Consider the following 22,298-nt stretch of genomic DNA (forward strand, 5'->3'; position numbering starts at 1 on the left):
AGAGTAGCTGGAGGAAGCCAGCTATCTTCAGTAGATTATGGGCGGTTGCTACGATGTTAAACTCCGTTTAGACTTCGTTAAGCCCCGAAAAGAAAAGCGACGAACACCACAAAAAGGGGGTCGCCCCTATTTATTTTCCTGACTTTTGGAATAGCCCCGGTTTTATTTAAAAAGGAAATCAACTAAATTTCTACTCGAATTTCCTGTAGAGTATTGATTCCATTTTTGGTTAAAGGGAGCGATTTTCATTAATGGGTAATCGGCGGCGCGGATTTTCCTTAAGAGCTCTTCTGTGGTAGATACTACCGATCCGGGCATGGAAGAGGAGTAATCCTCCCAGAATCCCTGTTCCTGCACATAATTTTCTAAGTCATATGCAAAGAATATCATTGGTCTTTCTAGAAAAGAGAATTCAAATGGAATCGAAGAGTAATCCGTTATCAAAAGATCCGTACTGATCAGCAGTTGATTTACGTGAAATTCACTATTGACAGGATAAACGAACTCTGGGAATTTATGTCGTAAATCATTCTCTGCTTTTACGGCAGGATGCAGTTTAAGTAATAACGCATAATTTTCACCCTGAAGTTCCTTGTAGAGCAATTCCAAATTGAGTGCAATCTCTCCATTGTTCAAGCCGTCATTACGGAATGTAGGGGCATATAACATGATTTTCTTATGCTCAAGTTCTGGATACTTGGCTAGCAATGCACTGCGTGCAGCTTTTTTGGATTCATCATTGAAAAAGAAATCGGTCCGAGGTATCCCGGTCCTTAGGATATGGGATGTCGGTAGTTGAAAGCTTTCTTGATAAATTTCCGCCATTCTCTCTGAACCTGCCGTAACATAATCAAATTTTTTATATACCTCTAAAAATCTTTTCCTTGCACCGGCAGAACGGTTTTGAATGGAAGGGTCTTTTGCCCCGAATTGCTTAACGGCACCTGCCGCATGCCAGACTTGTACACATGTCACTTGCTTTTTGAATGAAATGGCTGATAGAAAGCCAAAATAATTATCAATGATAATCCATTTTGATGTAGCGAGATGATAAATGGATCGGAACATGGCAATGATATTTTTAGATTCAAACGGAAGGACGATGGTTTTCCCATCGTCCTTAACTTCTATATGACTGCTCGGTTTCATTAAAAACACTTTTTGAACAGAAATGTCCTGCTTGTCCATTTCATCTGCGATATATTGGCAATTGTCCCCGAATGATGTGACAAAGGTCGTTTTGCCATGTAAAGGGAAAAGTTTAAAGATAGAGAATAAAATTTTGAAACAAAAAAGATAAATCCCTATCGCGAATTCTTTAGCCATTAGTAACTTGTAAAAGGTCATCTTTAATTTGGGAAGTCGAAATGCCGATTGTTCTTGGAAGGTAGACCACTTCACAAACTTCAGATAATTCATCGAATTGGCCTTTCCAGTCATCTCCCATTACAAAGATATCTACACCTTCACGAATGATGTCTTCCTTTTTTTGTTCCCATTTGTCTTCAGGTATAACTTCATCCACATAGCGGATCGATTCAAGAATCATTTTTCTATTTTCAAAGCTATGGTAAGCCTTTTTATCTTTTAAAGCATTAAATTCATCCGTGGAAATGGCAACGATAAGGTAATCCCCTAAATCTTTAGCGCGTTTTAATAGATTAATATGCCCCCAATGAAGCAAATCAAAGGTTCCATAAGTGATTACTTTCTTCATGTTTATTCCTCCTGTAAAAAATGTATTTATATATTTAATCTTGATGGTCGCAAAAAGAATACATAGTCATATGACTAATTCATGATAAAGTTGAAGTCTTTTTAATTATAACAAATAAGATTTACAATTGAACCACAAAAATTTTACAATCTTGTTTAAATTGTAATGTAATTCACAATTTTGGATCCTATTCTATAATTTAATTGATACTTAATCAAGAATATATAAATATATTAAAATGGTTATAATCAGAATTTAAGTATAACACATAGCTAAATTCTTAAAAGGATAAGTATATTTCATTTATGTTAAAAAGTGATAGGCAAATAGACCAGATTCAATTTTTTTGCTAGACTTGTTTAGGTTTCTTATATTAAAAAAATTCGAACTCTTAACTTGATTATTGGGGAATTCGAGAAAAAAATGGCTTCATTATTATAAAATAAATGATATATGGTAAAAGTAAGTTTGAAATTAGATGTTTGTAATCCTATAATATTCTTATTTGAAGCATATGATATGCATGCTGCCGAGAGGGGAATTTCTACAAAATGGAGAACTATATTTTTAAGAATAGAAAAACGATGAATGTTCGTCTCATTGATGAAGTTTATTATATAGAAATAGCTATAAAAAAGAGTTTTCTTGAGGGAATAGAAGATCACTCTTTTATATTAACGAATAGATACAACATTGATGATATAATCCATTTGGATTTTCACGTAAAAGATCAAACGGATGATTATTTTTTATTCGAAGTTAAGATGCCATATCAAGCGATGCAAGATCGCCTTGTTGATGGTGAAATGTGGGATTTGCATATCCTTCGGCAGATGGAAGATGCACCTGTAACAACACGGATCAAAAGTAATAATCGCCAGTTGAACTTCTTTTCGATGCTGAATGAAGATCGCAAGAAAATGTTTTATCCTTTCGCGACCAAAAAAGGAAACCTTTCCTTTTATGCAAACGATTATAAGATGTTTTCCTTTTTTGAGGATATTGAGCTTCGAAAGGATGGCACTCTTCATTTCAATGGTCATTTTAATTACCCACCATTATTCCAATTTAATGATTTGAAATTCGAAAAAGTTGAATTGCTCGTCAGGAATAATTTAAATGAAGAAGAAGTCATCATACCGTTAACTGGTATTGACCGTATAGACCTCGTGGAAAAATTCCCTGGAGTTAAGCTTCATGAAAATATCGGTTTTCAAGGTGAGGTCGACCTCAGATCTGAAATCAATGGTGAACAACCTAAATATTTCATGTTCTATACAGTTCTTCACTATCAAAAGAATGGCGAAATGGAAGAGATAAGAAGCGTTCGCATGAAATGCAGTAATCTAAAGAATATGCCTGCAAACCGAATTGTTAAAGTGCAGGATAAAAAAATACAAATTAAAATAAAAGCAACAAAATTAGCGAAGTACCTATCTTTATCTGCATCTAAATATAACTTTAAAACAAAGTTCCTCAAAAAGGCAAAAAATAACTGGGTGAAAATTCGAAGAAGTAAGCGGCTTAAAAAATGGTATAAATCAGCTTTTGCGGTAGTGAGCTTGCTTATTCCAGCCAATAAAAAATTGGCAGTATTCGAAAGCTATCATGGCAAGCAGTATAGCGACAGTCCAAGGGCAATATATGAGTACATGAAAGAGAATAATCCAGAATATAAATTGGTATGGAGCGTCGACCGCGCTTCAGTTAAGTATTTTGCTCAAAAAGACGTCGAGTATGTCAGACGTTTTTCCATACGATGGCTGTGGATCATGACAAGGGCGAAATATTGGGTTAACAATGTACGGTTCCCGCTGTGGATTCCAAAGCCTAAACACACGATATATATACAAACATGGCATGGAACGCCCCTTAAGCGACTTGCGATGGATATGGATGCAGTGCATATGCCTGGGACCAATACGAAAAAATATAAAGCGAACTTCTTAAGGGAATCGAGTAATTGGGATTATCTGGTCTCGCCGAATGCATATTCCACAGAGATTTTTCAAAGGGCGTTCCAGTTCGACAGAAAGATGATTGAGTCAGGTTATCCCCGTAATGATTTCCTGCATAACTCGAATAATGAAGAAACGATAAATAATCTCAAAAGAAAATTCAATCTACCTCTCGATAAGAAACTTATTTTGTATGCCCCAACCTGGAGGGATAATCAATTTTTCAGGAAAGGGAAGTATAAGTTTAATTTGGAACTCGATTTAATGAGGATGCAGGAAGAGCTTGGCGATTCCTATATTGTCATCATGCGTATGCATTATTTAGTGGCCCAAAATATGGATCTTTCCCAATTTGAAGGCTTCGCCTATGATTTCTCACATTTAGAGGACATTCGTGAGCTATATTTGATATCTGATTTACTAGTGACGGATTATTCTTCCGTATTCTTCGATTATGCGAACTTAAGAAGACCTATGATTTTCTTTACGTATGATATAGAAGATTATCGTGATAACTTAAGGGGTTTTTATTTTGATTTTGAAGAGAAGGCACCTGGTCTTTTAACCAAAACCACGGAAGAACTTATTGAAGAGATTAAAAATATCGAAAGAAGCAATTTCAAATTAAGTGAACGATTCGAAGAGTTTTATCAAAAGTTTTGCTATTTAGAATGCGGGCAATCTTCTAAACGAGTTGTTGATGAAGTGTTTGCTAAGGGCAATACTACTGTTTAGGCATTCAAATCCTGAAAATGCCGGCTGTTTAACAGTCGGTTCTTTTATTGAAAGGGGAGGCTTATGGCATCAATAGTGACAAAAGTAAAAGCTATGCTTACAAGCGCCTATAAAATGGCTTTTTCAATGGCGGGGAAATTATTGCCAGTGGACCAAAAGCTTGTTATATTTGAGAGTTTTTTAGGAAAGCAGTATAGCTGTAATCCACGAGCCATTTATGAATACTTGCAGAGTCACCATCCTGAATATAAAATGTACTGGAGCGTAGATAAAAGGTACAGAGCTCATTTCGAAGAGGCTGGCATTCCTTATCTCGATCGTTTTTCATTTAGTTGGCTGCTTAAAATGACTAGAGCCCGTTATTGGGTAACGAACAGCAGGCTCCCGCTTTGGATTCCGAAGCCGAAGCACACGATCTATTTGCAAACTTGGCATGGGACGCCATTAAAGAAACTTGCGGCGGACATGAATGAAGTTCACATGCCTGGAACAACGACGGATAAATATAAAGAAAATTTCCATGCCGAATCAAGTAAATGGGATTATTTAATTTCACCGAACGCTTATTCAAGTGGAATTTTTGCCAGGGCCTTCAATGTCGATGCTTCTAAAATTCTGGAAACCGGTTATCCGCGTAATGATATACTTTACAATGGGAATAATCGTGATACAATCGACTCATTGAAACAGAAGTTGGGTATACCAATAGAGAAAAGGATCATCCTTTATGCCCCAACTTGGAGGGATGACGAGTTTTATAGCAAGGGAAAATATAAGTTTGAAATAAAACTGGATCTGGATCGAATGAAACAGGAATTGGGGGAGGAGTATGTCATTTTACTCCGTCTTCATTATTTGATTTCTGAGAACTTGGATTTATCGGCGTATCAAGGATTCGCCTACAATTTATCCAGTTACGAAGATATTAGTCATTTGTATCTTATTTCGGATTTATTAATAACGGACTATTCATCCGTATTCTTTGATTACGCAAATTTACAGCGTCCGATGCTTTTCTATGTATATGATATTGAAAAATACAGGGACAAGCTTCGCGGGTTTTACTTTGATTTTGAAAAGAATGCACCTGGTTTGTTAGTAAAAACATCGGATGCGGTCATTGATAGTATCAAGACGATGAAATATGAAAATACCAATGAAATCAATCATTTTCACGATCGGTTTTGTGCACTCGAGGATGGCCAGGCTTCACGCCGTGTCGTAGAAAAAGTGTTTTTAGGAAGGTCTGTGTAATTTATGAGTTCAGCTTTGACCGTTTTAAAAGAACAAATCAATAGTTTTTATTTGGTAAGGCGTTTATCTGTTTATGAGGTGAAGAGTGCCAACAGCAATAACTATCTGGGAATCCTATGGGAAATCATTAATCCGATGATACAGATTGCGATTTATTGGTTTGTATTCGGATTTATAATCTTAAATCGCGGTGATAATTTCCTTCCATGGCTTATGGCAGGGATCGTTGTCTGGTTTTTTGTGAATCCTGCCATAACCCAAACCTCTAAATCCGTCTATTCCCGACTGAATATGGTATCCAAGATGAGCTTTCCGATGAGTGTCATTCCTTCGTATGTCATCTTTGCTAAGTTGTATCAGCATCTCATGCTGCTGGGAGTCATTATCATACTATTGGGTTTTACTGGATACCTCCCAACAGTTTATATCATACAACTGCCGTATTATGTTGTCGCGACGGTTGCGCTGTTATTTTCATTTGGCTTAATCTCTTCAACATTATCAACCATTATTCGTGACGTTCACAATATAATCGTGTCCTTAATGAAAGTCTTGTTTTATTTAACACCAATCCTTTGGGTATTGGATGCTAAGGAGCACCCTATCATAGTCAATATCATGAAGCTTAATCCACTATATTATATTGTCGATGGGTATCGAGCTTCATTGTTGGGGGAATCATGGTATCTGATAGAGCATTGGGAATATACGCTTTATTTCTGGGCAGTCGTTATCATCTTGTTTTTGATAGGTTCCTCGCTGCATGTCAGGTTTAGAGATCGCTTTGTTGACTTTAAGTAAACTGGAAGTGAGAAAAGTTGGAAAAATCGGTAATAGTCAAAGATATAACGAAAAAATATAAATTATATAATAAAAACTCGGAAAAATTATTGGATCTCCTTTTGCCTAAAAGCTATGGGGAAGAGTATTTTGCTCTGAGGAATGTAAGTTTTGAAGCGGAAAAGGGCGATGTAATAGGATTTGTCGGGGTCAACGGATCCGGGAAATCCACATTGTCCAATATTATTGCAGGCATTATCCCGCCAACGGACGGAAATATCCAAACTAACGGGAAAACGGCTTTGATTGCCGTGTCATCTGGCCTGAATAATCAATTGACGGGCAGAGAAAACATCGAGCTGAAAATGTTGATGCTTGGATTCGATAAAAATAAAATCAAGGAACTTGAGCCTGAGATCATTGAGTTTTCAGAGTTGGGCAAGTTCATTGACCAACCCGTGAAATCCTACTCAAGCGGTATGAAGTCCAGGCTTGGTTTTTCCATTTCCGTGCATATTGATCCAGATATCCTGATTATTGATGAAGCCTTATCAGTCGGGGATAAAAACTTTGCTGAAAAGTGTTTGGAGAAAATGAACGAATTTAAGGAAAAAGGCAAAACGATGTTCTTTGTCAGCCATTCAATCGGTCAGATGAAGAAATTTTGCCAAAAGGCTTTATGGCTTGAATATGGAGAGTTAAAAGCATACGGTGCCATGAAAGAAGTAATGCCGCAATATGAAGCATTCTTAAAAGAATATAACGCCATGTCTAAAAAAGAACAGAAAAAGTATCGTGAAGAACAAATGAAAAGGCGTAGTTCTGCACTGGTATGAAAGTGAAAAGCAGACCCGAAGCTTCGGGTCTGCTTTTTTTAGTTAAGCACTTCACCGTACGTTTTCTCAAACCGCTCGGCAGCTGTAAGATGGGAGTATTCGCTTTCCATTTTATATCTTGCTTTCGAAGCTAACATTGCTGCATATGTAGGGTCATTAAGCAGAATGGAGATGGCTTGTGCAAGTGCTTCTGTATTTTTTTCCTCAACTAACAGACCATCTTCACCATCAATGAGAATCTCCTTTAAACCTCCGATTGCACTTGCAATGACGGGTGAGCGGCAACTCATCGCTTCTAATGCAGATATGGATGTAGCTTCTTCCACACCGTGGGAATGAACGCTTGGGATGAGTACGATATCCGATGCTTCATAGAGGTTATGCATTTTCTCGAAAGGCACTGAACCCAAGAAAAGTACGGAATCGGATATTTTGAGCCTTGCTGCCGTTTCCTCAAGCCGGGTTCGCTGTTCTCCTGTACCTGCATAGACCAATATCGTTTCATGATGATTTTTCAGTACCTCCGGCAAAGCAAGAAGCGGGAAGATGACACCGTTCTTTTCAGTCATTCTTCTAGGAACGAAAAGCATCTTTTTATGTAGGGGGATTTGAAAATCCTGGCGAGTTTGCTCCCGCTTTGCCATTTCCGGTTTGAAAGCAGACACGTCAATGAAGTTCTTAATCGTGTCCGCCTCTATATGTGCCAAGTGATTTATATAGTCTTTGATCCTTTGATCGACCGTCACAACTTTTGCAGCAGACCGGTATGCTTTTCTTTCAAGCTCCCGAATGATTAAATCTTCTTCGCTATCCGGAAGGAGAGCACCCCTGCTGACTGCCTCGAATGAATAATATCCATGGACAGTTTGCACCGTTGGTATCCCGGATTCAATGGAGGCAAGCGTTGCGAAAATGTCTTGAGCATTAATGACATCATAGTTCTTTTTCAAGGCTTTAATAGATGAAGCCAATAATCTTTGGCGCTGTCTGTCATTGAAAAGCTGGCCGCTCCCCTGTTTTACTTTATTTAATAAAAATCCTGGAGCCTGGGCGAGCATCTTCCTCTTGAAAGGTGGCAATTGAGAGAAAGATAATATGTCCACATCATGGCCCCGCGACATTAAACCCTTTTTTAACGTAGTGATATGACTCGATAGCCCTCCTTCATGAGGGTAGTTGAAAATCGTTGTGATTAAAATGTTCATAAAGGCACTCCTTCTTCTAATGTATTACTGTGGTGATCTAATCCTTTTCATTGCCTGTAGGCTGCTTACTTTAAAAAGTAAGGATAGTGCGAAATATAACCCGAATACCAGCAGCGAGATGATCACTAATTCCGGAATGATGGGTAACGTTAGGGTAAGCGGATGGATCCAGAGAGCAAGTCCGTAAATGATGCTTCCGATGATGATCAGCTTGCTGCCTTCCTGAAAAACATCCGTGAAAGCGGCTTTGTCCGCCCTTTTTGACTTTAGCCATAGGAAGCCGAATAGGTAAAGAGATTGCAGGAGCATGGAAATGCCCGAGGCTAAGGCAATTCCACCGACGCCAAGATGACGTGATAGGACCCAACTGAGCAGGACATTAAGCAATACGGCAATCAGGCAGGAATACATGGCCACTTTTGTTTTTTTTAAGGCGTAGAAGGCGTTCATCAAATAATCCCTTAGTGCAAAGAACGGGAGGCAAGCTGAATAAAAGATAAATGCCGCATAAGTCGTTTCGGTAGCTGAAGCATCGAAAGCCCCGCGTTGGAATGCCAGAGTGATTAAGCTGTTTCCGCTGATTAACATGACGATCATGAAAGGAATGGCTAGAAATAAAAGCGACTTCAACCCCTTTAAGGTCAAATTAAGGAAAGCTTGATAGCCTATAAGTGCCCGCTCGACGATTGAAGGATACAATACGGTGATCAGCGGCGTGAGTACAATGCTCAATGGCAGCCACAGCAGCCGATTCGCATAGTTCAGCGCTGATACGCTTCCGGTTTCGAGCGAGGTGGCAATAATCCGATCGACGACACTATTCAATTGGATCGCCAAAGCGGCGATGATGATTGGGTAAAAGGTGTACAGTGTTTGGGCGATCTGCCGTTTATGAGGCAGTAACGTGACGATTGGCCGGATTCCGTATCTCTTTAATGATGGGTATTGAATAAGGAACTGACTGGCTGCACCGAACACAAACCCCCAAGCTAACCCTTCAACCCCAAAGGGAGCAGCGAGCAATACGGTGGCTGCTATAATGACCGTGTTTTGTGCAGTTGAAGTTAGTGCTGGCAGAATAAAACGCTTATTCGCATTCAGGACACCCGTCGCCATGTATGAAAGCGTGAAAAATAGTAAACTTGGCAGCATGATCCGGGTCAGGGACTCCGTTAGTGCAAGCTCTGAATCAGAGAAACCGGGGGCTACCAATATGACGAGCGGTTTTATGAAAATCATGCAGGCGATGGTCATGACGCCGGCTACCAGCATGAAAAAGGAACCTAACACACTGATGAATTCATCAGCTTTCAAAGGGTTATTCGCCTTCTTTTCCAAGTATATGGGGATGACGCCGGCCTGAAGACCGCTGCCGAGAGCCGTAAATAGGATGGTTGGTATGAGGCTTGCCACGAAAAAGACATCCGCCATTGAGGATGCCCCGAAATAGGCGGCTATGATCGATTCCCGCCCGAATCCGAGGACTTTTCCAACGGCTGCAATAATGGTGACGAGCCCGACCGATTTAATTACATTTGAAAGAGTAGGCATATTTTCAATCCTTTAAAATGATGTCCTTTTGTATACAGAAGCCCAAACAACTATAAAAAAATAGTGTAAAGGTTTTATCTTCGAGAATATTGTAAAAAAGTCCTGCTAATAATGCTGCCAACATCAGGCAGATGGTGAACACTGTCAAAGTGCCATTTCCCGATTTAATGATTTTACGGTAGGTAAAAAGGATGAATGCTAGAACCGCGAGAAAACCAAGCACCCCAGTTTGTACGAGAATCTGGATATATTGATTATCGGAATACATCCTTTCACCAATTTGGTATTCCTGATAGATTGGTGAAGAAAAGGTAAGCGTGGCAGAATCTCCGAAGGTTGCCATCCCTGTACCGATTATGGGATGATCTTTGAAAATTTCAATTCCCTTGATCAGGACATATAACCGGCCCCATTCCGTGCTCTGGTGTAAAGTCTTATCAGAGAACATTTCAGAAAATCGATTGGAGAGGGCATGTTCATGTTCGGAAGTGGGTGTGCTGCCAATTACCATATTTTCCATGGGAACAGATGCGGATACCTCCACTTTACTTGAAGCGAATAAAACTGGGTAATAAATCAGAAGCAGGCCGAGAACTAATGCTCCTGCAGCATATTTGAGAAATGGTTTATTTCTAGTCCAAATGATGAAGACAAGTGCCGCGAATCCGAATGCAATCATCGTGCCCCGTGAATAGGTAAGCAGTAACGTACCAGAAAGTAAGATGGACGCTAGAAAGACGATGGATTTATATTTTTTCAGCGACTGGTAAAGAAAGAAACTAAGGAATAACTGGATGCTTAAGAATAAGGCAAATACATTAGGGTTGGCAGATGCACCATAAATCCTCATCCGGTTCGTTGGAGAAAGATTCCACATTTCCCATGCGTGGGGTAGCAGGATCGTACGCGAAAAGATTTTCTCCAATATACCATGCAGGCAAAGAAAGACTGTAAATATTAGGATTACCTTCAAAAAGCGAAAGATATCCTTTCTTTCTAGATTTAATTCACCGATAATGTAAAGAAGCAGGAATGTAACAAGCAAAGCCCGGAGTTCAAATACGATAGGGAGGATTCCCACTCCGTTAATGAGTGCAGCTACGGAACCAATTAAACAAAAAAACCAAAATGGCAAGGTAAAATGATAGTTCGAAAAATGCCATTCGTTCTTCTTGAATCTTTCAATAAGCAAAGAAACGAATAAGGTGAGGATGATCAGGTCACCTGTATAGGTTAAGCCGCTATTCAGTTCCATCAATAAGGGACGGGCAGGGAAGTAAATGAATAGAATTAATAACAGGTTTTTTTTATTTATACCGATAAAAAAGAGCATCAACGCCGTTGCCATGTAACCGGCGATAGGGTGAGGCACTGCTAATGGGACAAGCAGGCACATGACTAGAATGGGTAATGATTGTTTGTCTAAAAACTTCAATTGATTAACCACCTTTGAATCGAAAAATCACGTTCTATTATGTGTATGAAAAAATTTCTTGAATAATACCCCACCCTTTAGATGTATAGTACATATGAAAGGCTGAAGTTAAATGACAGAAAAGTTTGTTGAGATACTATCCATACCATTCATTGATAGCAATATGGATGAATTCGTGAATGGAATGATCTATCCAAGATTAATGAATCAGGAAAAAACGTTTGTCGTTACGGCAAACCCAGAAATAGTGGAGTATGCAAATGAACATCAGGATTATAAGAACATCATTAAATCGGCTGATTACATCACTCCGGATGGCATTGGTATTATTATGGCCTCTAAATGGCTAAATCAACCTTTGCAAGAACGGATTACAGGATTCGACTTGATGAATGAATTATTTAGGGTCGCTGATGAAAAAGCGCTTAAGGTATACCTGCTTGGAGCGGAAGAGCATATTATTGAAGCAGCTGCCCGTAAAGCAAAAGAGCTATACCCGGGTCTCGAGTTGGTGGGATACAACCATGGTTACATTGATATTAAGGACGATGGCCTTGCTAAGTCGATAGCGGAACTTGAACCTGACATCATTTTGACTGCATTAGGGTTTCCTAGGCAGGAAAAATGGGTTTCCAGACACTATTCGCTATTTAATAAAGGGTTGTTCATGGGAGTTGGGGGGAGCTTTGATGTTCTTGCGGGAAAGGTGAACCGCGCTCCGGTTTTCTGGCAGAAGATGCGTCTTGAATGGTTGTACCGATTGATCCAGCAACCTTCACGGTGGAAACGGATGCTTGCGCTGCCAAGATTCGTATTCAAGGTTAGACGGTTAAGGAAAACGGTACAGCGTTCCTGAACTTAAGGAGTGGACTGGATGAGAATCTTGCATTTAAACGCTGGTAATGAAACTGGCGGCGGTATGTTTCATATTATGTCCTTACTGAACCAATTGAATAAAGAGGAGTGCTTGCTTGGTTTATTTGAAGATGGTGAATTTTACCGGCGGGCTAGGTCCTCTGGGATACAAACTGAACTTTTCAAGCAACATTCGAAATATGACCTTTCAATTTTGAAACCTTTACGGGACTTTATCCGTCTAAATAATATAGACATCATCCATACCCATGGTCCGCGGGCGAATATATATGGTGCTTTATTAAAGCGCCTCATCATACGTCCTTGGCTTCTTACTGTTCACAGTTCACCTCATCATGATTTTTTAGGCCAGGGTGTAAAAGGAAAATTGTTTACGGGCCTTCATGTAAGGTCATTTCAATATGCCGATCATATACTGGCGGTTTCCGATCGCTTTAAGCAGGACTTGATTGACCAGGGAATCCATTCGTCCAAAATTACAAAGATCCTAAATGGAATTGACTTTGAAAAGGAATTGCCTTTCCCCTTTCAAAGGGATGCTTTCGGGTTTGGGGCAGATGATTTCATCATCATCATGCCTGCAAGGCTTGAACCGGTGAAAGGTCATGAATTTGCCTTAGCGGCATTAAGTGAAGTGGTATCAGAATTCCCCCATGTAAAGCTGTTGCTTGCTGGGGATGGGAGCAGGAGAACTGTTCTGGAAAATATGGTCTCGGAAAAGGGATTATCCGATCACGTGCACTTTTTAGGGTATCGTGAAGATCTGGAAAGAATCTACCCATTGGGGGACGTCACATTATTGACTTCCTTAAGCGAAAGCTTTCCATTGGTTCTACTTGAAGGAGCAAGATCCGGTCTGCCGGCAATCACTAGTGATGTTGGCGGTGTAAAGCAATTGATTCCTGATGGGGGCAAGGGCTGGATTACGGATATCGGCAATGTCGATCAGCTGAAAAAGGCCATTTGCAACGCTTTGGAATTAAAAAAATCCGGAAACCTGACAAAAATAGGGTTGGATTTACAAAAATTTGCAAAAAACAACTTTTCTATAGAGATTTTAGCCAATAACGTATATAATGTTTATTTGAGGATGAAAAATTAAAATAAGCATTTATATATAGGTTTTCTTATAGATCGTTACGGGTATTAGATTTTTAGTTGAAATGAGGTGGTTCTTGATGTTAATAGGGGCCTTGTTGGTAGCCTTTTTATTATCCATTTTTTTGACTCCTTTTGTCGGAAAACTGGCCTTTAAATTAGGAGCTACCGATAAACCAAATGAGCGAAAAGTGCATAGTAAAATTATGCCGCGCATGGGCGGTTTAGCTATATTTTTGAGTTTTTTCATTACCTTCTTCCTTTTTACAAATGATTTGTGGGGACAATTGCCACTACTGGTGGGAGCACTTGTCATCATTCTAATCGGGATGGCTGATGATATATATGAATTAAGAGCTGCACCCAAATTCCTGGGCCAGGTTTTGGCTGCCCTCATTATCGTATTATGGGGCGGTCTTGAAGTGGAATTCATCAATTTGCCGTTCTTTACCGATACACTTGAATTTGGCGTTTTAAGTATACCAATCACCATTTTGTGGATTGTCGGCATCATTAATGCAATTAACCTAATAGATGGACTGGATGGTCTCGCAGGTGGTGTCTCAACGATCGCATTAGTGACAATTGCAACAATGGCCCTTATTAAACAGGATTTGTTTGTTGCTATGGTCGCATTGATCGTGATTGGAAGCACTCTGGGCTTTTTGAAATTTAACTTTCATCCGGCAAAGATTTTCATGGGAGATACAGGTGCCTTATTCTTAGGTTACATCATTGCTGTCCTGTCCCTGCTAGGATTTAAAAACGTTACGATGATTTCCTTGATCGTACCGATCATCATCTTGGGTGTTCCCATTTCGGATACATTTTTCGCGATTATCCGCAGGGTCGTCAATAAACAGCCAATCTCGGCTGCTGATAAATCCCATTTACATCACTGCTTGATAAACTTGGGATTCACTCATAAGCAGACTGTCTTGCTCATTTACGCTTTAGCTGCCTGCTTCGGTTTAGCGGCAATAATCTTTTCATTTGCAACGATGTGGGGAGCTTTGATCCTTGTAACTGGACTCCTGTTGATCATAGAGATTTTTGTGGAGAAAATTGGTTTGGTCAATTCAAACTATCAGCCGTTGCTGAAGATGCTCAACTTTAAAAATAAGCCATGACCGCTTTGCAAATAGATTACTAGATTAGAAAAGCCTCCATCCGTTACTTTAAAACGGATGGAGGCTTTTTTTGATATGAGAGAATCGAAAAAGGAAGCAAGAAAAAGTGAAACCCCCACTTCATGACGAGTGGGGGTTTCACTTTATTCTTGTATTTGTGATTGAACGGCTTCAGTTTGATTGCCTTCATTCGGTCCCAGGTTCAAGTGGGATTGAAGCATCAGCTTAGTGTTGGCTACTGATGTTTCGTTCAGCTGATAATAATAGGTTCCGCTAATGGTAGAATCCTGACCTTCAAGTTTGATGGTTTCAAGATTGAGACCTTTATCGGTAGTTACATATTTTATGAAACCTTTCATTTGTGAGAATTGAAGGTTCGTTGTCATATTGTCACCGACAGCTTCCATTACGCCTGTATATTTAGTTAGTGATCCAGCAGAGGTTGCTTTGGCAATGATGGCTTTTAGGACTTCTTGCTGACGCTCACCACGTTGGATATCACTGTCCTTTTTACGTGTCCGTGCAAACGCTAATGCTTCTTCACCATTAACTGTCTGTAATCCTTCTTCAAGATGGATGGCATTCCTCTTGTCCTTTGAATCCATTTCATTCAATTCATATGGTACGTCGACTTCGATTCCGTCCAATGAATCCACGACATCGATGAAAGCATTAAAGTTCATGCGGACATAATAATCGACAGGGATATCGAATAACTCCTCAACGGTGTCCATCGTTGCTTTTGGTCCACCGGCAGCATGGGCCGCGTTGATTTTCGTGGTTACGCCTTTGGCTGGCACGTACACATATGAATCACGGGGAATGCTTAATAGTTTTATAGATTTTTGATCTTTATTGAATGTAGCCAAGATTAAAGCATCCGAGCGTGAGTTTCCTTTAAAGTCACGTTCCTTACTATCATCGATCCCTATGAAAAGAATGGAGAAATTATCTTCGAGCGGGTCGATCGCTGCACTCCGCTTTCCAGATGCTTCCACAGGGTCATAGGAATCATTGAATACATTCTGGGCTTTCATATACAGGGTTGCAGCATACGTAGAAGCCCCCAGACCAAGTACCAGCAGCGGAACAAGCAATAACCAAAGTCTCTTTCGCCTTTTTTTCTTTGTTTTTTTAATTTTATAGACACGCCTAGTAGTAGACATCTTTTCTTCTCCTTTTAAATAGCGAACATCAGACATAAATCGCTATTTTTCGAATCCTGCAGTTTATATTTCGTCAATTAATCCTAATTTTACAATGATTTAATAATTTCGTAAAATAAATATTTCTTTTCAATTATATTACAGCATAAAAAAGGAAAAATATGCAGGAGGAAATCAGGTGAATTCCTGTTCCAAATATAGCATTTCGTCCTCAGTGATTTGGCCTTGACCATTTGTCAGCTCTGTAATCCAGGCGGTATATGCCTCTTTTTGTGTTTCCTCGACATATACAAGGATATTGACCTGATCGAGGTACTGAATTTCCTTTATTTGATAAATGGAAGATCGCAATTCGTTTTCCAATTTTCCAAGCCAGGTATAGTCGACGGTTGTCGAAATGACCCGCATTAATTTTCTAATGACTACACCGGTGGTATTTATTCCTTCTGAAGTCGCTTTGCTGTATGCGCGAATGAGGCCGCCAGCACCAAGTTTGATGCCGCCAAAATACCGTGTGACCACAACCGCCGTGTCTTTCAGTTCTTTTTTCTTAAGAACTTCAAGGATAGGGACGCCTGCTGTACCACTCGGTTCTCCATCGTCGAGGGCTTTTTGGATTTGATTTTGTTCCCCGATCATATAGGCAGAACAATTATGTGTAGCATCTTTATGCTTTTTCTTGATCTCCTGGATAAAGGCCTGTGCGGCTTCTTCGGTTTCGACTCGGGCGATGTGGGAAATAAAACGGGATTTTTCAATGATGATTTCGTGTTCGCCGCGACCTGCCACCGTTAAATATTGAGTGAGCATTACTATTCCACCTTCGTACTTCCTATTAGTTGATTTATTATAAGGCTTTGCGGAAAAAGTGGCAATGACGATCCATTTTCATACCGGCATGTGTAAAGAAACTTTAATATAAGAAAAATTTGTACGTGTTATAATTAATTCTATTGCCTGTTATTGTTATTAGCTGGTCACATATGCTTAAAAGAATAACATTCTAGGAAAAACATGCGTCCTGTACCATAATCCTGGCTTGTCCTTAACGTGTCCTCTCATTTCAAGGATTTTGCCATTTAATAAATGCATCTGTTTCGTATGATAATCAATGGAGCGGAATATCCCATTTGTTTGAAAAGGATAATTTGTATTAGGATAATGGAAATGGCTTTCTGCCTTTAATAGGTAGACTATTACGCTATCCATAGCCGGGAAAATGAGATGTATAGTAAATATGTACATTTTGTGGAAATCCGAAAAGGAAATTAACGTATTTTTATTCTTTTTTTGGTACAATATGTTCATGAAGGTTACTTCACAAAAGTTTCCTGAAATTTAACCATTCATGAAAAAGGAAAAGAACTTTTTTCCATATACATAGTCTTTAAGACAATAAATTGTTTAAGTCTTTTGATTTAAGTGGAGGGATCTTAATGTCCATAAAAAAGGTTGATGCTAAAGCATTGGACAAGATCTTAGAAACAATGGTGAGCACTGTCAGTGAAAGTAAGGGTGAGGTCTTTGATATCGGCGAACAATGCCGAAAGGATTTTGAGTCACTGACAAAAGAGCTTGATGATGTGAAAATTAGGGTTGCCATTGTGATAACCGATAGCGATGCACTGGATTCAAAAGCCAGGTTTGCTCGAAAAAGGCTTTCCGAAGTCAGTATGCACTTCAACCATTTTTCTGAAGAACAGGTGCGCGATGCTTATGAAAGGGCACATAAGCTGCAAGTCGATTTACAAATAAACCGGCAATTGGAGAAAGAGCTCCGTAATCGCCGGGATGAACTTGAGTTAAGGTTAAGGGGTTTACAGCAGACGATCGATAAAGCGGTGCATCTCGTCTCGCAAATATCGGTGGTACAGAATTATTTGACGCAGGATCTTAAATTTGTGGGGGAAGCCCTTCAAGAAGCGAAACGCAAACAGGACTTCGGTTTGAAAATTATCGAAGCCCAGGAGCAGGAACGTAAAAAGCTCTCGCGGGAAATTCATGATGGTCCGGCGCAAATGCTGGCAAACGTCATGATGCGTTCAGATTTGATAGAACGAGTACAACGTGAGAGAGGTCCTGATGAAGCGCTAGTGGAGATTCGTAGTTTAAAGGTCATGGTAAGGAATGCTTTATATGAAGTGCGCAGAATCATCTATGATCTTCGCCCTATGGCACTTGATGATTTAGGCCTAGTTCCTACCCTCAGAAAGTATTTGCAAACGACCGAAGACTATAATAAGGGCGTGCATTTGAATTTCGTCAACCTTGGACAGGTCAAAAGGCTTCCTTCTGATATGGAGGTCGCTTTATTCAGGCTAGTTCAAGAGGCTGTACAAAATTCATTGAAGCATGCGGAGCCAAAACAGGTTCAAGTTAAACTGTCCATTTCCAAAGAGATGGTGACCGTCGTCGTCAAAGATGATGGAAAAGGGTTTGACTCTTCGATCCAAAAAGAAGGTTCATTTGGATTGGTAGGCATGAGGGAAAGAGTCGAGTTGCTTGAAGGTGAAATGACGATCGATTCACAACCAGGGGCAGGCACTTTGGTGTTTATACAGATTCCCTATCATTTATAAAATATAGAGAATAGACATTTTAAATAGAAACTAGGAGGAAGAAGCCGTTGAAGACTAGTATCATCATTATCGATGACCATCAGCTTTTCCGTGAAGGCGTAAAGCGCATATTAGATTTTGAATCATCCTTTGATGTTGTTGCCGAGGGCGATGACGGAAGCGAAGCTATGGATCTCGTTGAAACACATAAACCTGATGTTGTCATCATGGATATCAACATGCCGACTATGAATGGGGTCGAAGCGACAAAAATGCTCGTGAACCGTTACCCTGAAACAAAAGTCATCATCCTTTCCATTCATGATGATGAAAACTACGTGCAGCATGCATTGAAAACAGGAGCACAAGGTTACCTGTTGAAAGAAATGGACGCAGATGCGTTGATTGATGCCGTTCGTGTAGTCGCTGAAGGCGGCTCGTACCTTCATCCGAAGGTTACCCATAATTTAGTTAAAGAATATCGCCGCTTAGCAGCTGAAGAGGGTGCTGATCGTGATTCCATTCACACAATAGAAATCAGGAGACCGCTTCACCTATTGACTCGACGTGAGTGTGAAGTACTTCAACTTTTAGCGGACGGAAAAAGCAACCGTGCCATCGGCGAAACTCTATATATCAGTGAAAAAACAGTCAAGAACCATGTGAGTAACATTCTTCAGAAGATGAATGTGAATGACCGTACACAAGCGGTCGTCCTAGCTATTAAAAATGGCTGGGTAGAAGTGAAGTAATTAAAGCTTTCGATAAGTCCGGCTCTTCAGTTTCCGCAATGCGTACTGAAGGGTCGGACTTTTTTGTCGGCGTCGATTTGAAATTGGTATTTTCCATATTTATGGTAATGAATAAAGCTATTTAATGCAAATAAAGGCATTTTCAGATAGAATGGTGAATAAGATACAGAGTAAATTTTTATAAGGATGGTACTATTTATGAAAACCGCAGTCGTAACAGATAGCACTGCATATATACCCAAGGAAATTCGTGAACGTCTACATATACATATGATGCCGCTTAATGTCATTTTTTCCAATGAAGCTTACCGGGAAGAAGTGGACATTACTGCGGATGAGTTTTATGAGGAAGTAAAGAGGCAGGAGAAATTGCCGACCACTTCACAGCCTCCAATCGGACAGTTTGTCGAGAAATTCGAGGAGCTGCAAAAAGAATATGATGATGTTATTTCGATTCATTTATCGAGCGGAATCAGTGGTACGTATCAAGGAGCGGTATCGGCAGGTGAAATGGTCGAGGGGATTAGGGTACATGCCTTTGATTCGGAAATCAGCTGCATGGTCCAGGGCTTTTACGTGATTGAGGCGGCTAAGATGGCACTCGATGGTAAAGGTGCAGGAGAGATCATCGCCAGGCTCGAAGAAATGAAACCATCCGTCAAGGCATACTTCATGGCAGACGATCTATCCCATCTCCAGCGCGGTGGACGCTTAAGCAGTGCCCAAGCATTGATTGGCAGTCTGCTTCAAGTGAAGCCGGTCCTCCATTTTGTTGATAAAGTCATTGTTCCTTTTGAAAAAATCCGTACAAGAAAAAAAGCGATGAAACGGATTGCCGATTTACTTGGAAATGACGCGGCAGGCGGCGAGAAGTATAAAGCCGTCATTATTCATGCAAAGCGAGAAAGTGAAGCTGAAAGTTGGAAAACCGAACTTGAAGTTCGGTTCCCTAATGTCGAGTTCGACATCAGCTATTTCGGTCCAGTAATCGGTACGCATCTGGGCGAAGGCTCGATGGGTATGGGCTGGTATAAAATATAAGCTGGTACGCCTTTCCCTTGAAAAAGGGGAAGGCGTTTTTATATGAGCAAAAAGGGATCTGAGAGTAAAAAGCGAATGATATGGAGGAGTGTATTTTATTAAGAAAGAAGGTTGCAGCTTGGAAAATATGATCATTCCCCCTCCTTTTTCCCCGGAACTTCAGAACCATCTCATGGGAAGGCACCTTTTGGCCTTCGAAATCCCCTTCTCCCAAGAACTAATCGCAGGGCATCTCAAGAATGGGTATGTATCGGAAACTTGCGGCGTGCAATCCGAAAGTGGCCTGTTTAACTGTGTTCGCTGCGGTAACAAAGATCCAGCTTTGTTTTATACGTTCCCATGTAAGATTTGCAATCGGGATTGCACTTACTGCCGCTCCTGCATCATGATGGGACGGGTCAGTGAATGTGCAAAGTTATATAAATGGACCGGTCCAGGTGTTCAGTTTGAGGTTCCGGACAATGTGATGAGTTGGGAAGGCACTTTATCTGCAGGTCAGCAAAATGCCTCCGCCTGTGTCGTTGAAGCCATACACGGAAAAAGTGAATTCCTGGTATGGGCAGTATGTGGCGCCGGTAAGACGGAGGTCCTATTTGCAGCAATTGGGGCAGCCTTGCATTCCGGGAAACGGATCTGTTTGGCAACACCGCGGACCGATGTCGTTCTCGAACTCTCCCCACGGTTAAAAAAAGCCTTTCCTGCCATTGAGGTCACGACCCTCCATGGAGGCAGTGCAGATCGACATGGATTTTCGCCACTAACTGTTTCCACTACACATCAGCTTTTCCGTTTTATTGAAGCCTTTGATGTCATCATCGTCGATGAAGTCGATGCGTTTCCCTACTCAATTGATGATTCGCTCCACTATGCGGTTAATAAATCGAAAAAGTTTTCTGCCGCAACCATCTACTTGACCGCCACACCTACAAAACGGATGCAGCGGCTATATCGTAGCGGCAAATTGAAAGCCGTTATAATCCCAGCCCGTTACCATCGTCAGCCCATTCCTGTCCCTGAAATGAAATGGAGCGGCAACTGGCAAAAACTATTTCTTCAAAAAAAGATTCCTCCCGTAATCAACGAATGGGTAACTGACCGCCTTAGGCAGAATATCCCCTTCCTTTTGTTTTTTCCAAGCATTCAAGTGATGGAGCAAGTCATTCCTCTGTTTCAAAGGCTGTCCCCTGAATTATCGATTGTCCACTCACAGCACCCTGATCGAAGGGAAAGAGTACTGGCATTAAGAAATGGAATCGTTCCAGGATTATTGACCACGACCATATTAGAACGGGGCGTGACAATTGAACGGTTGGAAGTAGCCGTGATTGGTGCTGAACATGAAGTGTTTTCAGAAAGCGCCCTCGTTCAGATTGCAGGCCGGGTAGGGAGGAGCTTTGCTAACCCAGCCGGGACGATCACCTTTTTCCATTACGGGAAAAGTAAGGCGATGGTCGAGACGGTTCACCATATACAAATGATGAATGAAGATGCCAAGAAAAGGGGGCTGCTGGATGAGTAGATGTCTTGTTTGTGATGAAGGAATGAAGGAAGCATTGACTTGGAGGAGCCTATTGGTGAGGACTGAGGCAAAGGCGATCTGCGAAAGGTGTGAGGGGAAACTTAATAGGATAACCGGAGAAACATGTAAAATGTGCTCAAGGGAGCTGGTCGGTAATTACAGCACAGGTGACCTCTGTCTGGATTGTTCAAGATGGGAAAGGGATAGGGAATGGGGAGGCTATTTGTCGAAGAACATATCGCTATTTCATTATAATGAATACCTAAAAGATATTATTGCCAAATATAAGTACCGAGGGGATTATGCATTAGCTGAGGTTTTCGTCCCTTTTATGAAAGACAGGTTAAAGGACATGGAGTTTGACCTGGTAACCGCCATCCCTCTTAGTGATGAACGGCTTAGGGAACGGGGATTCAATCAGGGACAGGCATTGGCAGACCTTCTTGGACTTCAAACCGTTGAGACCTTAACGAGAATCCATTCGGAAAAACAATCAAAAAAATCACGTCAAGATAGACTGTCATTACCGCAGGTATTTCGGGTCATACACCCCGATTTGCTGGAGCATAAATCAATTTTGATCATCGATGACATTTACACGACAGGCACAACTCTCAGGCAAGCAGCCAAGTCATTGAAAACAGCTGGGGCCAAAGAAGTATCATCCATCACCCTTGCTAGGTGAAA

Annotated in this window: 18 protein-coding genes and 1 pseudogene; 12 read left to right on the top strand and 7 right to left on the bottom strand. The window is 40.6% G+C overall.

The genetic code is table 11. The features are described 5' to 3' along the window. Positions 1–162: 162 nt before the first annotated feature. Positions 163–1,326, bottom strand: coding sequence for a CDP-glycerol glycerophosphotransferase family protein (locus QUF86_RS07000; protein WP_289333898.1), 1,164 nt, complete (start codon positions 1,324–1,326; stop codon positions 163–165). Beyond that, a complete protein-coding gene (gene tagD / locus QUF86_RS07005) occupies positions 1,319–1,717 on the bottom strand; it encodes a glycerol-3-phosphate cytidylyltransferase (RefSeq protein ID WP_289314362.1) in 399 nt (132 codons plus the stop codon). The genes QUF86_RS07000 and tagD overlap by 8 nt, the downstream gene beginning before the upstream one ends. A 551-nt stretch (positions 1,718–2,268) precedes the next feature. Between tagD and QUF86_RS07010 the strand changes: the two genes are divergently transcribed. The 4 genes and pseudogenes from QUF86_RS07010 (at position 2,269) to tagH (ending at position 7,280) form a co-directional block, all read left to right on the top strand. Beyond that, positions 2,269–4,410 (top strand): CDP-glycerol glycerophosphotransferase family protein, encoded by a 2,142-nt coding sequence (locus tag QUF86_RS07010; RefSeq protein ID WP_289333899.1) that lies wholly within the window; start codon positions 2,269–2,271, stop codon positions 4,408–4,410. A gap of 63 nt (positions 4,411–4,473) precedes the next feature. Then, positions 4,474–5,664, top strand: a pseudogene (locus QUF86_RS07015) (CDP-glycerol glycerophosphotransferase family protein); the annotation flags it as partial. Positions 5,665–5,667: 3 nt separating this feature from the next. Next, positions 5,668–6,465 carry an ABC transporter permease gene (locus tag QUF86_RS07020; protein ID WP_289333900.1) on the top strand — a complete coding sequence of 266 codons (798 nt, stop codon included), beginning with the start codon at positions 5,668–5,670 and terminating at the stop codon, positions 6,463–6,465. Between the two features lie 17 nt (positions 6,466–6,482). Continuing rightward, positions 6,483–7,280, top strand: a complete 798-nt coding sequence (gene tagH, locus QUF86_RS07025; RefSeq protein WP_289314365.1) for a teichoic acids export ABC transporter ATP-binding subunit TagH — start codon at positions 6,483–6,485, stop codon at positions 7,278–7,280. Between the two features lie 38 nt (positions 7,281–7,318). Here tagH and QUF86_RS07030 read toward each other — a convergent pair whose 3' ends face one another. Genes QUF86_RS07030 through QUF86_RS07040 form a run of 3 tightly spaced genes read right to left on the bottom strand, consistent with a single transcriptional unit; the run spans position 7,319 to position 11,471 of the window. Further along, complete coding sequence (locus tag QUF86_RS07030; RefSeq protein WP_289333901.1) at positions 7,319–8,485, bottom strand: glycosyltransferase family 4 protein; 1,167 nt, start codon at positions 8,483–8,485, stop codon at positions 7,319–7,321. Between the two features lie 24 nt (positions 8,486–8,509). Further along, on the bottom strand, positions 8,510–10,036 hold the full coding sequence (gene murJ / locus QUF86_RS07035) for a murein biosynthesis integral membrane protein MurJ (protein WP_289333902.1): 1,527 nt from the start codon (positions 10,034–10,036) through the stop codon (positions 8,510–8,512). A gap of 4 nt (positions 10,037–10,040) precedes the next feature. Then, on the bottom strand, positions 10,041–11,471 hold the full coding sequence (locus QUF86_RS07040; protein ID WP_289333903.1) for an O-antigen ligase family protein: 1,431 nt from the start codon (positions 11,469–11,471) through the stop codon (positions 10,041–10,043). Positions 11,472–11,583: 112 nt separating this feature from the next. Between QUF86_RS07040 and QUF86_RS07045 the strand changes: the two genes are divergently transcribed. The 3 genes from QUF86_RS07045 (at position 11,584) to QUF86_RS07055 (ending at position 14,575) form a co-directional block, all read left to right on the top strand. Beyond that, a complete protein-coding gene (locus tag QUF86_RS07045) occupies positions 11,584–12,327 on the top strand; it encodes a WecB/TagA/CpsF family glycosyltransferase (RefSeq protein WP_289314369.1) in 744 nt (247 codons plus the stop codon). An 18-nt stretch (positions 12,328–12,345) separates the two neighbouring features. Then, on the top strand, positions 12,346–13,449 hold the full coding sequence (locus QUF86_RS07050) for a glycosyltransferase family 4 protein (RefSeq protein ID WP_289333904.1): 1,104 nt from the start codon (positions 12,346–12,348) through the stop codon (positions 13,447–13,449). A gap of 76 nt (positions 13,450–13,525) precedes the next feature. Continuing rightward, complete coding sequence (locus QUF86_RS07055) at positions 13,526–14,575, top strand: glycosyltransferase family 4 protein (protein ID WP_289333905.1); 1,050 nt, start codon at positions 13,526–13,528, stop codon at positions 14,573–14,575. Between the two features lie 143 nt (positions 14,576–14,718). Here the strand turns inward: QUF86_RS07055 and QUF86_RS07060 are convergent, their stop codons facing one another. Continuing rightward, positions 14,719–15,741, bottom strand: a complete 1,023-nt coding sequence (locus QUF86_RS07060) for an LCP family protein (protein WP_289333906.1) — start codon at positions 15,739–15,741, stop codon at positions 14,719–14,721. 174 nt (positions 15,742–15,915) lie between these two features. Continuing rightward, positions 15,916–16,551, bottom strand: a complete 636-nt coding sequence (locus tag QUF86_RS07065) for a YigZ family protein (protein ID WP_289314373.1) — start codon at positions 16,549–16,551, stop codon at positions 15,916–15,918. A 626-nt stretch (positions 16,552–17,177) separates the two neighbouring features. Between QUF86_RS07065 and QUF86_RS07070 the strand changes: the two genes are divergently transcribed. The 5 genes from QUF86_RS07070 (at position 17,178) to QUF86_RS07090 (ending at position 22,296) form a co-directional block, all read left to right on the top strand. Continuing rightward, positions 17,178–18,320 (top strand): sensor histidine kinase, encoded by a 1,143-nt coding sequence (locus QUF86_RS07070; RefSeq protein WP_289314374.1) that lies wholly within the window; start codon positions 17,178–17,180, stop codon positions 18,318–18,320. 47 nt (positions 18,321–18,367) lie between these two features. Further along, positions 18,368–19,051 (top strand): response regulator, encoded by a 684-nt coding sequence (locus tag QUF86_RS07075; protein WP_283916290.1) that lies wholly within the window; start codon positions 18,368–18,370, stop codon positions 19,049–19,051. A gap of 198 nt (positions 19,052–19,249) precedes the next feature. After that, positions 19,250–20,092 (top strand): DegV family protein, encoded by an 843-nt coding sequence (locus tag QUF86_RS07080; protein ID WP_289333907.1) that lies wholly within the window; start codon positions 19,250–19,252, stop codon positions 20,090–20,092. Between the two features lie 187 nt (positions 20,093–20,279). Continuing rightward, a complete protein-coding gene (locus tag QUF86_RS07085; RefSeq protein WP_289333908.1) occupies positions 20,280–21,611 on the top strand; it encodes an ATP-dependent helicase ComFA in 1,332 nt (443 codons plus the stop codon). Continuing rightward, positions 21,604–22,296, top strand: coding sequence for a ComFC family protein (locus QUF86_RS07090; protein ID WP_289333909.1), 693 nt, complete (start codon positions 21,604–21,606; stop codon positions 22,294–22,296). Before QUF86_RS07085 ends, QUF86_RS07090 begins: the two co-directional genes overlap by 8 nt. Positions 22,297–22,298 lie beyond the last annotated feature (2 nt).

Origin of the sequence: Peribacillus sp. NJ11, from assembly GCF_030348405.1 — a bacterium.
GTDB lineage: Bacteria > Bacillota > Bacilli > Bacillales > DSM-1321 > Peribacillus.

Excerpts from the sequence above, each read along its gene's own strand:
- QUF86_RS07000 (WP_289333898.1), bottom strand. The coding sequence starts at position 1,326 with ATGGCTAAAGAATTCGCGATAGGGATTTATCTTTTTTGTTTCAAAATT.
- tagD (WP_289314362.1), bottom strand. The coding sequence starts at position 1,717 with ATGAAGAAAGTAATCACTTATGGAACCTTTGATTTGCTTCATTGGGGG.
- QUF86_RS07010 (WP_289333899.1), top strand. The coding sequence starts at position 2,269 with ATGGAGAACTATATTTTTAAGAATAGAAAAACGATGAATGTTCGTCTC.
- QUF86_RS07020 (WP_289333900.1), top strand. The coding sequence starts at position 5,668 with ATGAGTTCAGCTTTGACCGTTTTAAAAGAACAAATCAATAGTTTTTAT.
- QUF86_RS07030 (WP_289333901.1), bottom strand. The coding sequence starts at position 8,485 with ATGAACATTTTAATCACAACGATTTTCAACTACCCTCATGAAGGAGGG.
- murJ (WP_289333902.1), bottom strand. The coding sequence starts at position 10,036 with ATGCCTACTCTTTCAAATGTAATTAAATCGGTCGGGCTCGTCACCATT.
- QUF86_RS07045 (WP_289314369.1), top strand. The coding sequence starts at position 11,584 with ATGACAGAAAAGTTTGTTGAGATACTATCCATACCATTCATTGATAGC.
- QUF86_RS07050 (WP_289333904.1), top strand. The coding sequence starts at position 12,346 with ATGAGAATCTTGCATTTAAACGCTGGTAATGAAACTGGCGGCGGTATG.
- QUF86_RS07055 (WP_289333905.1), top strand. The coding sequence starts at position 13,526 with ATGTTAATAGGGGCCTTGTTGGTAGCCTTTTTATTATCCATTTTTTTG.
- QUF86_RS07060 (WP_289333906.1), bottom strand. The coding sequence starts at position 15,741 with ATGTCTACTACTAGGCGTGTCTATAAAATTAAAAAAACAAAGAAAAAA.
- QUF86_RS07065 (WP_289314373.1), bottom strand. The coding sequence starts at position 16,551 with ATGCTCACTCAATATTTAACGGTGGCAGGTCGCGGCGAACACGAAATC.
- QUF86_RS07070 (WP_289314374.1), top strand. The coding sequence starts at position 17,178 with ATGTCCATAAAAAAGGTTGATGCTAAAGCATTGGACAAGATCTTAGAA.
- QUF86_RS07080 (WP_289333907.1), top strand. The coding sequence starts at position 19,250 with ATGAAAACCGCAGTCGTAACAGATAGCACTGCATATATACCCAAGGAA.
- QUF86_RS07090 (WP_289333909.1), top strand. The coding sequence starts at position 21,604 with ATGAGTAGATGTCTTGTTTGTGATGAAGGAATGAAGGAAGCATTGACT.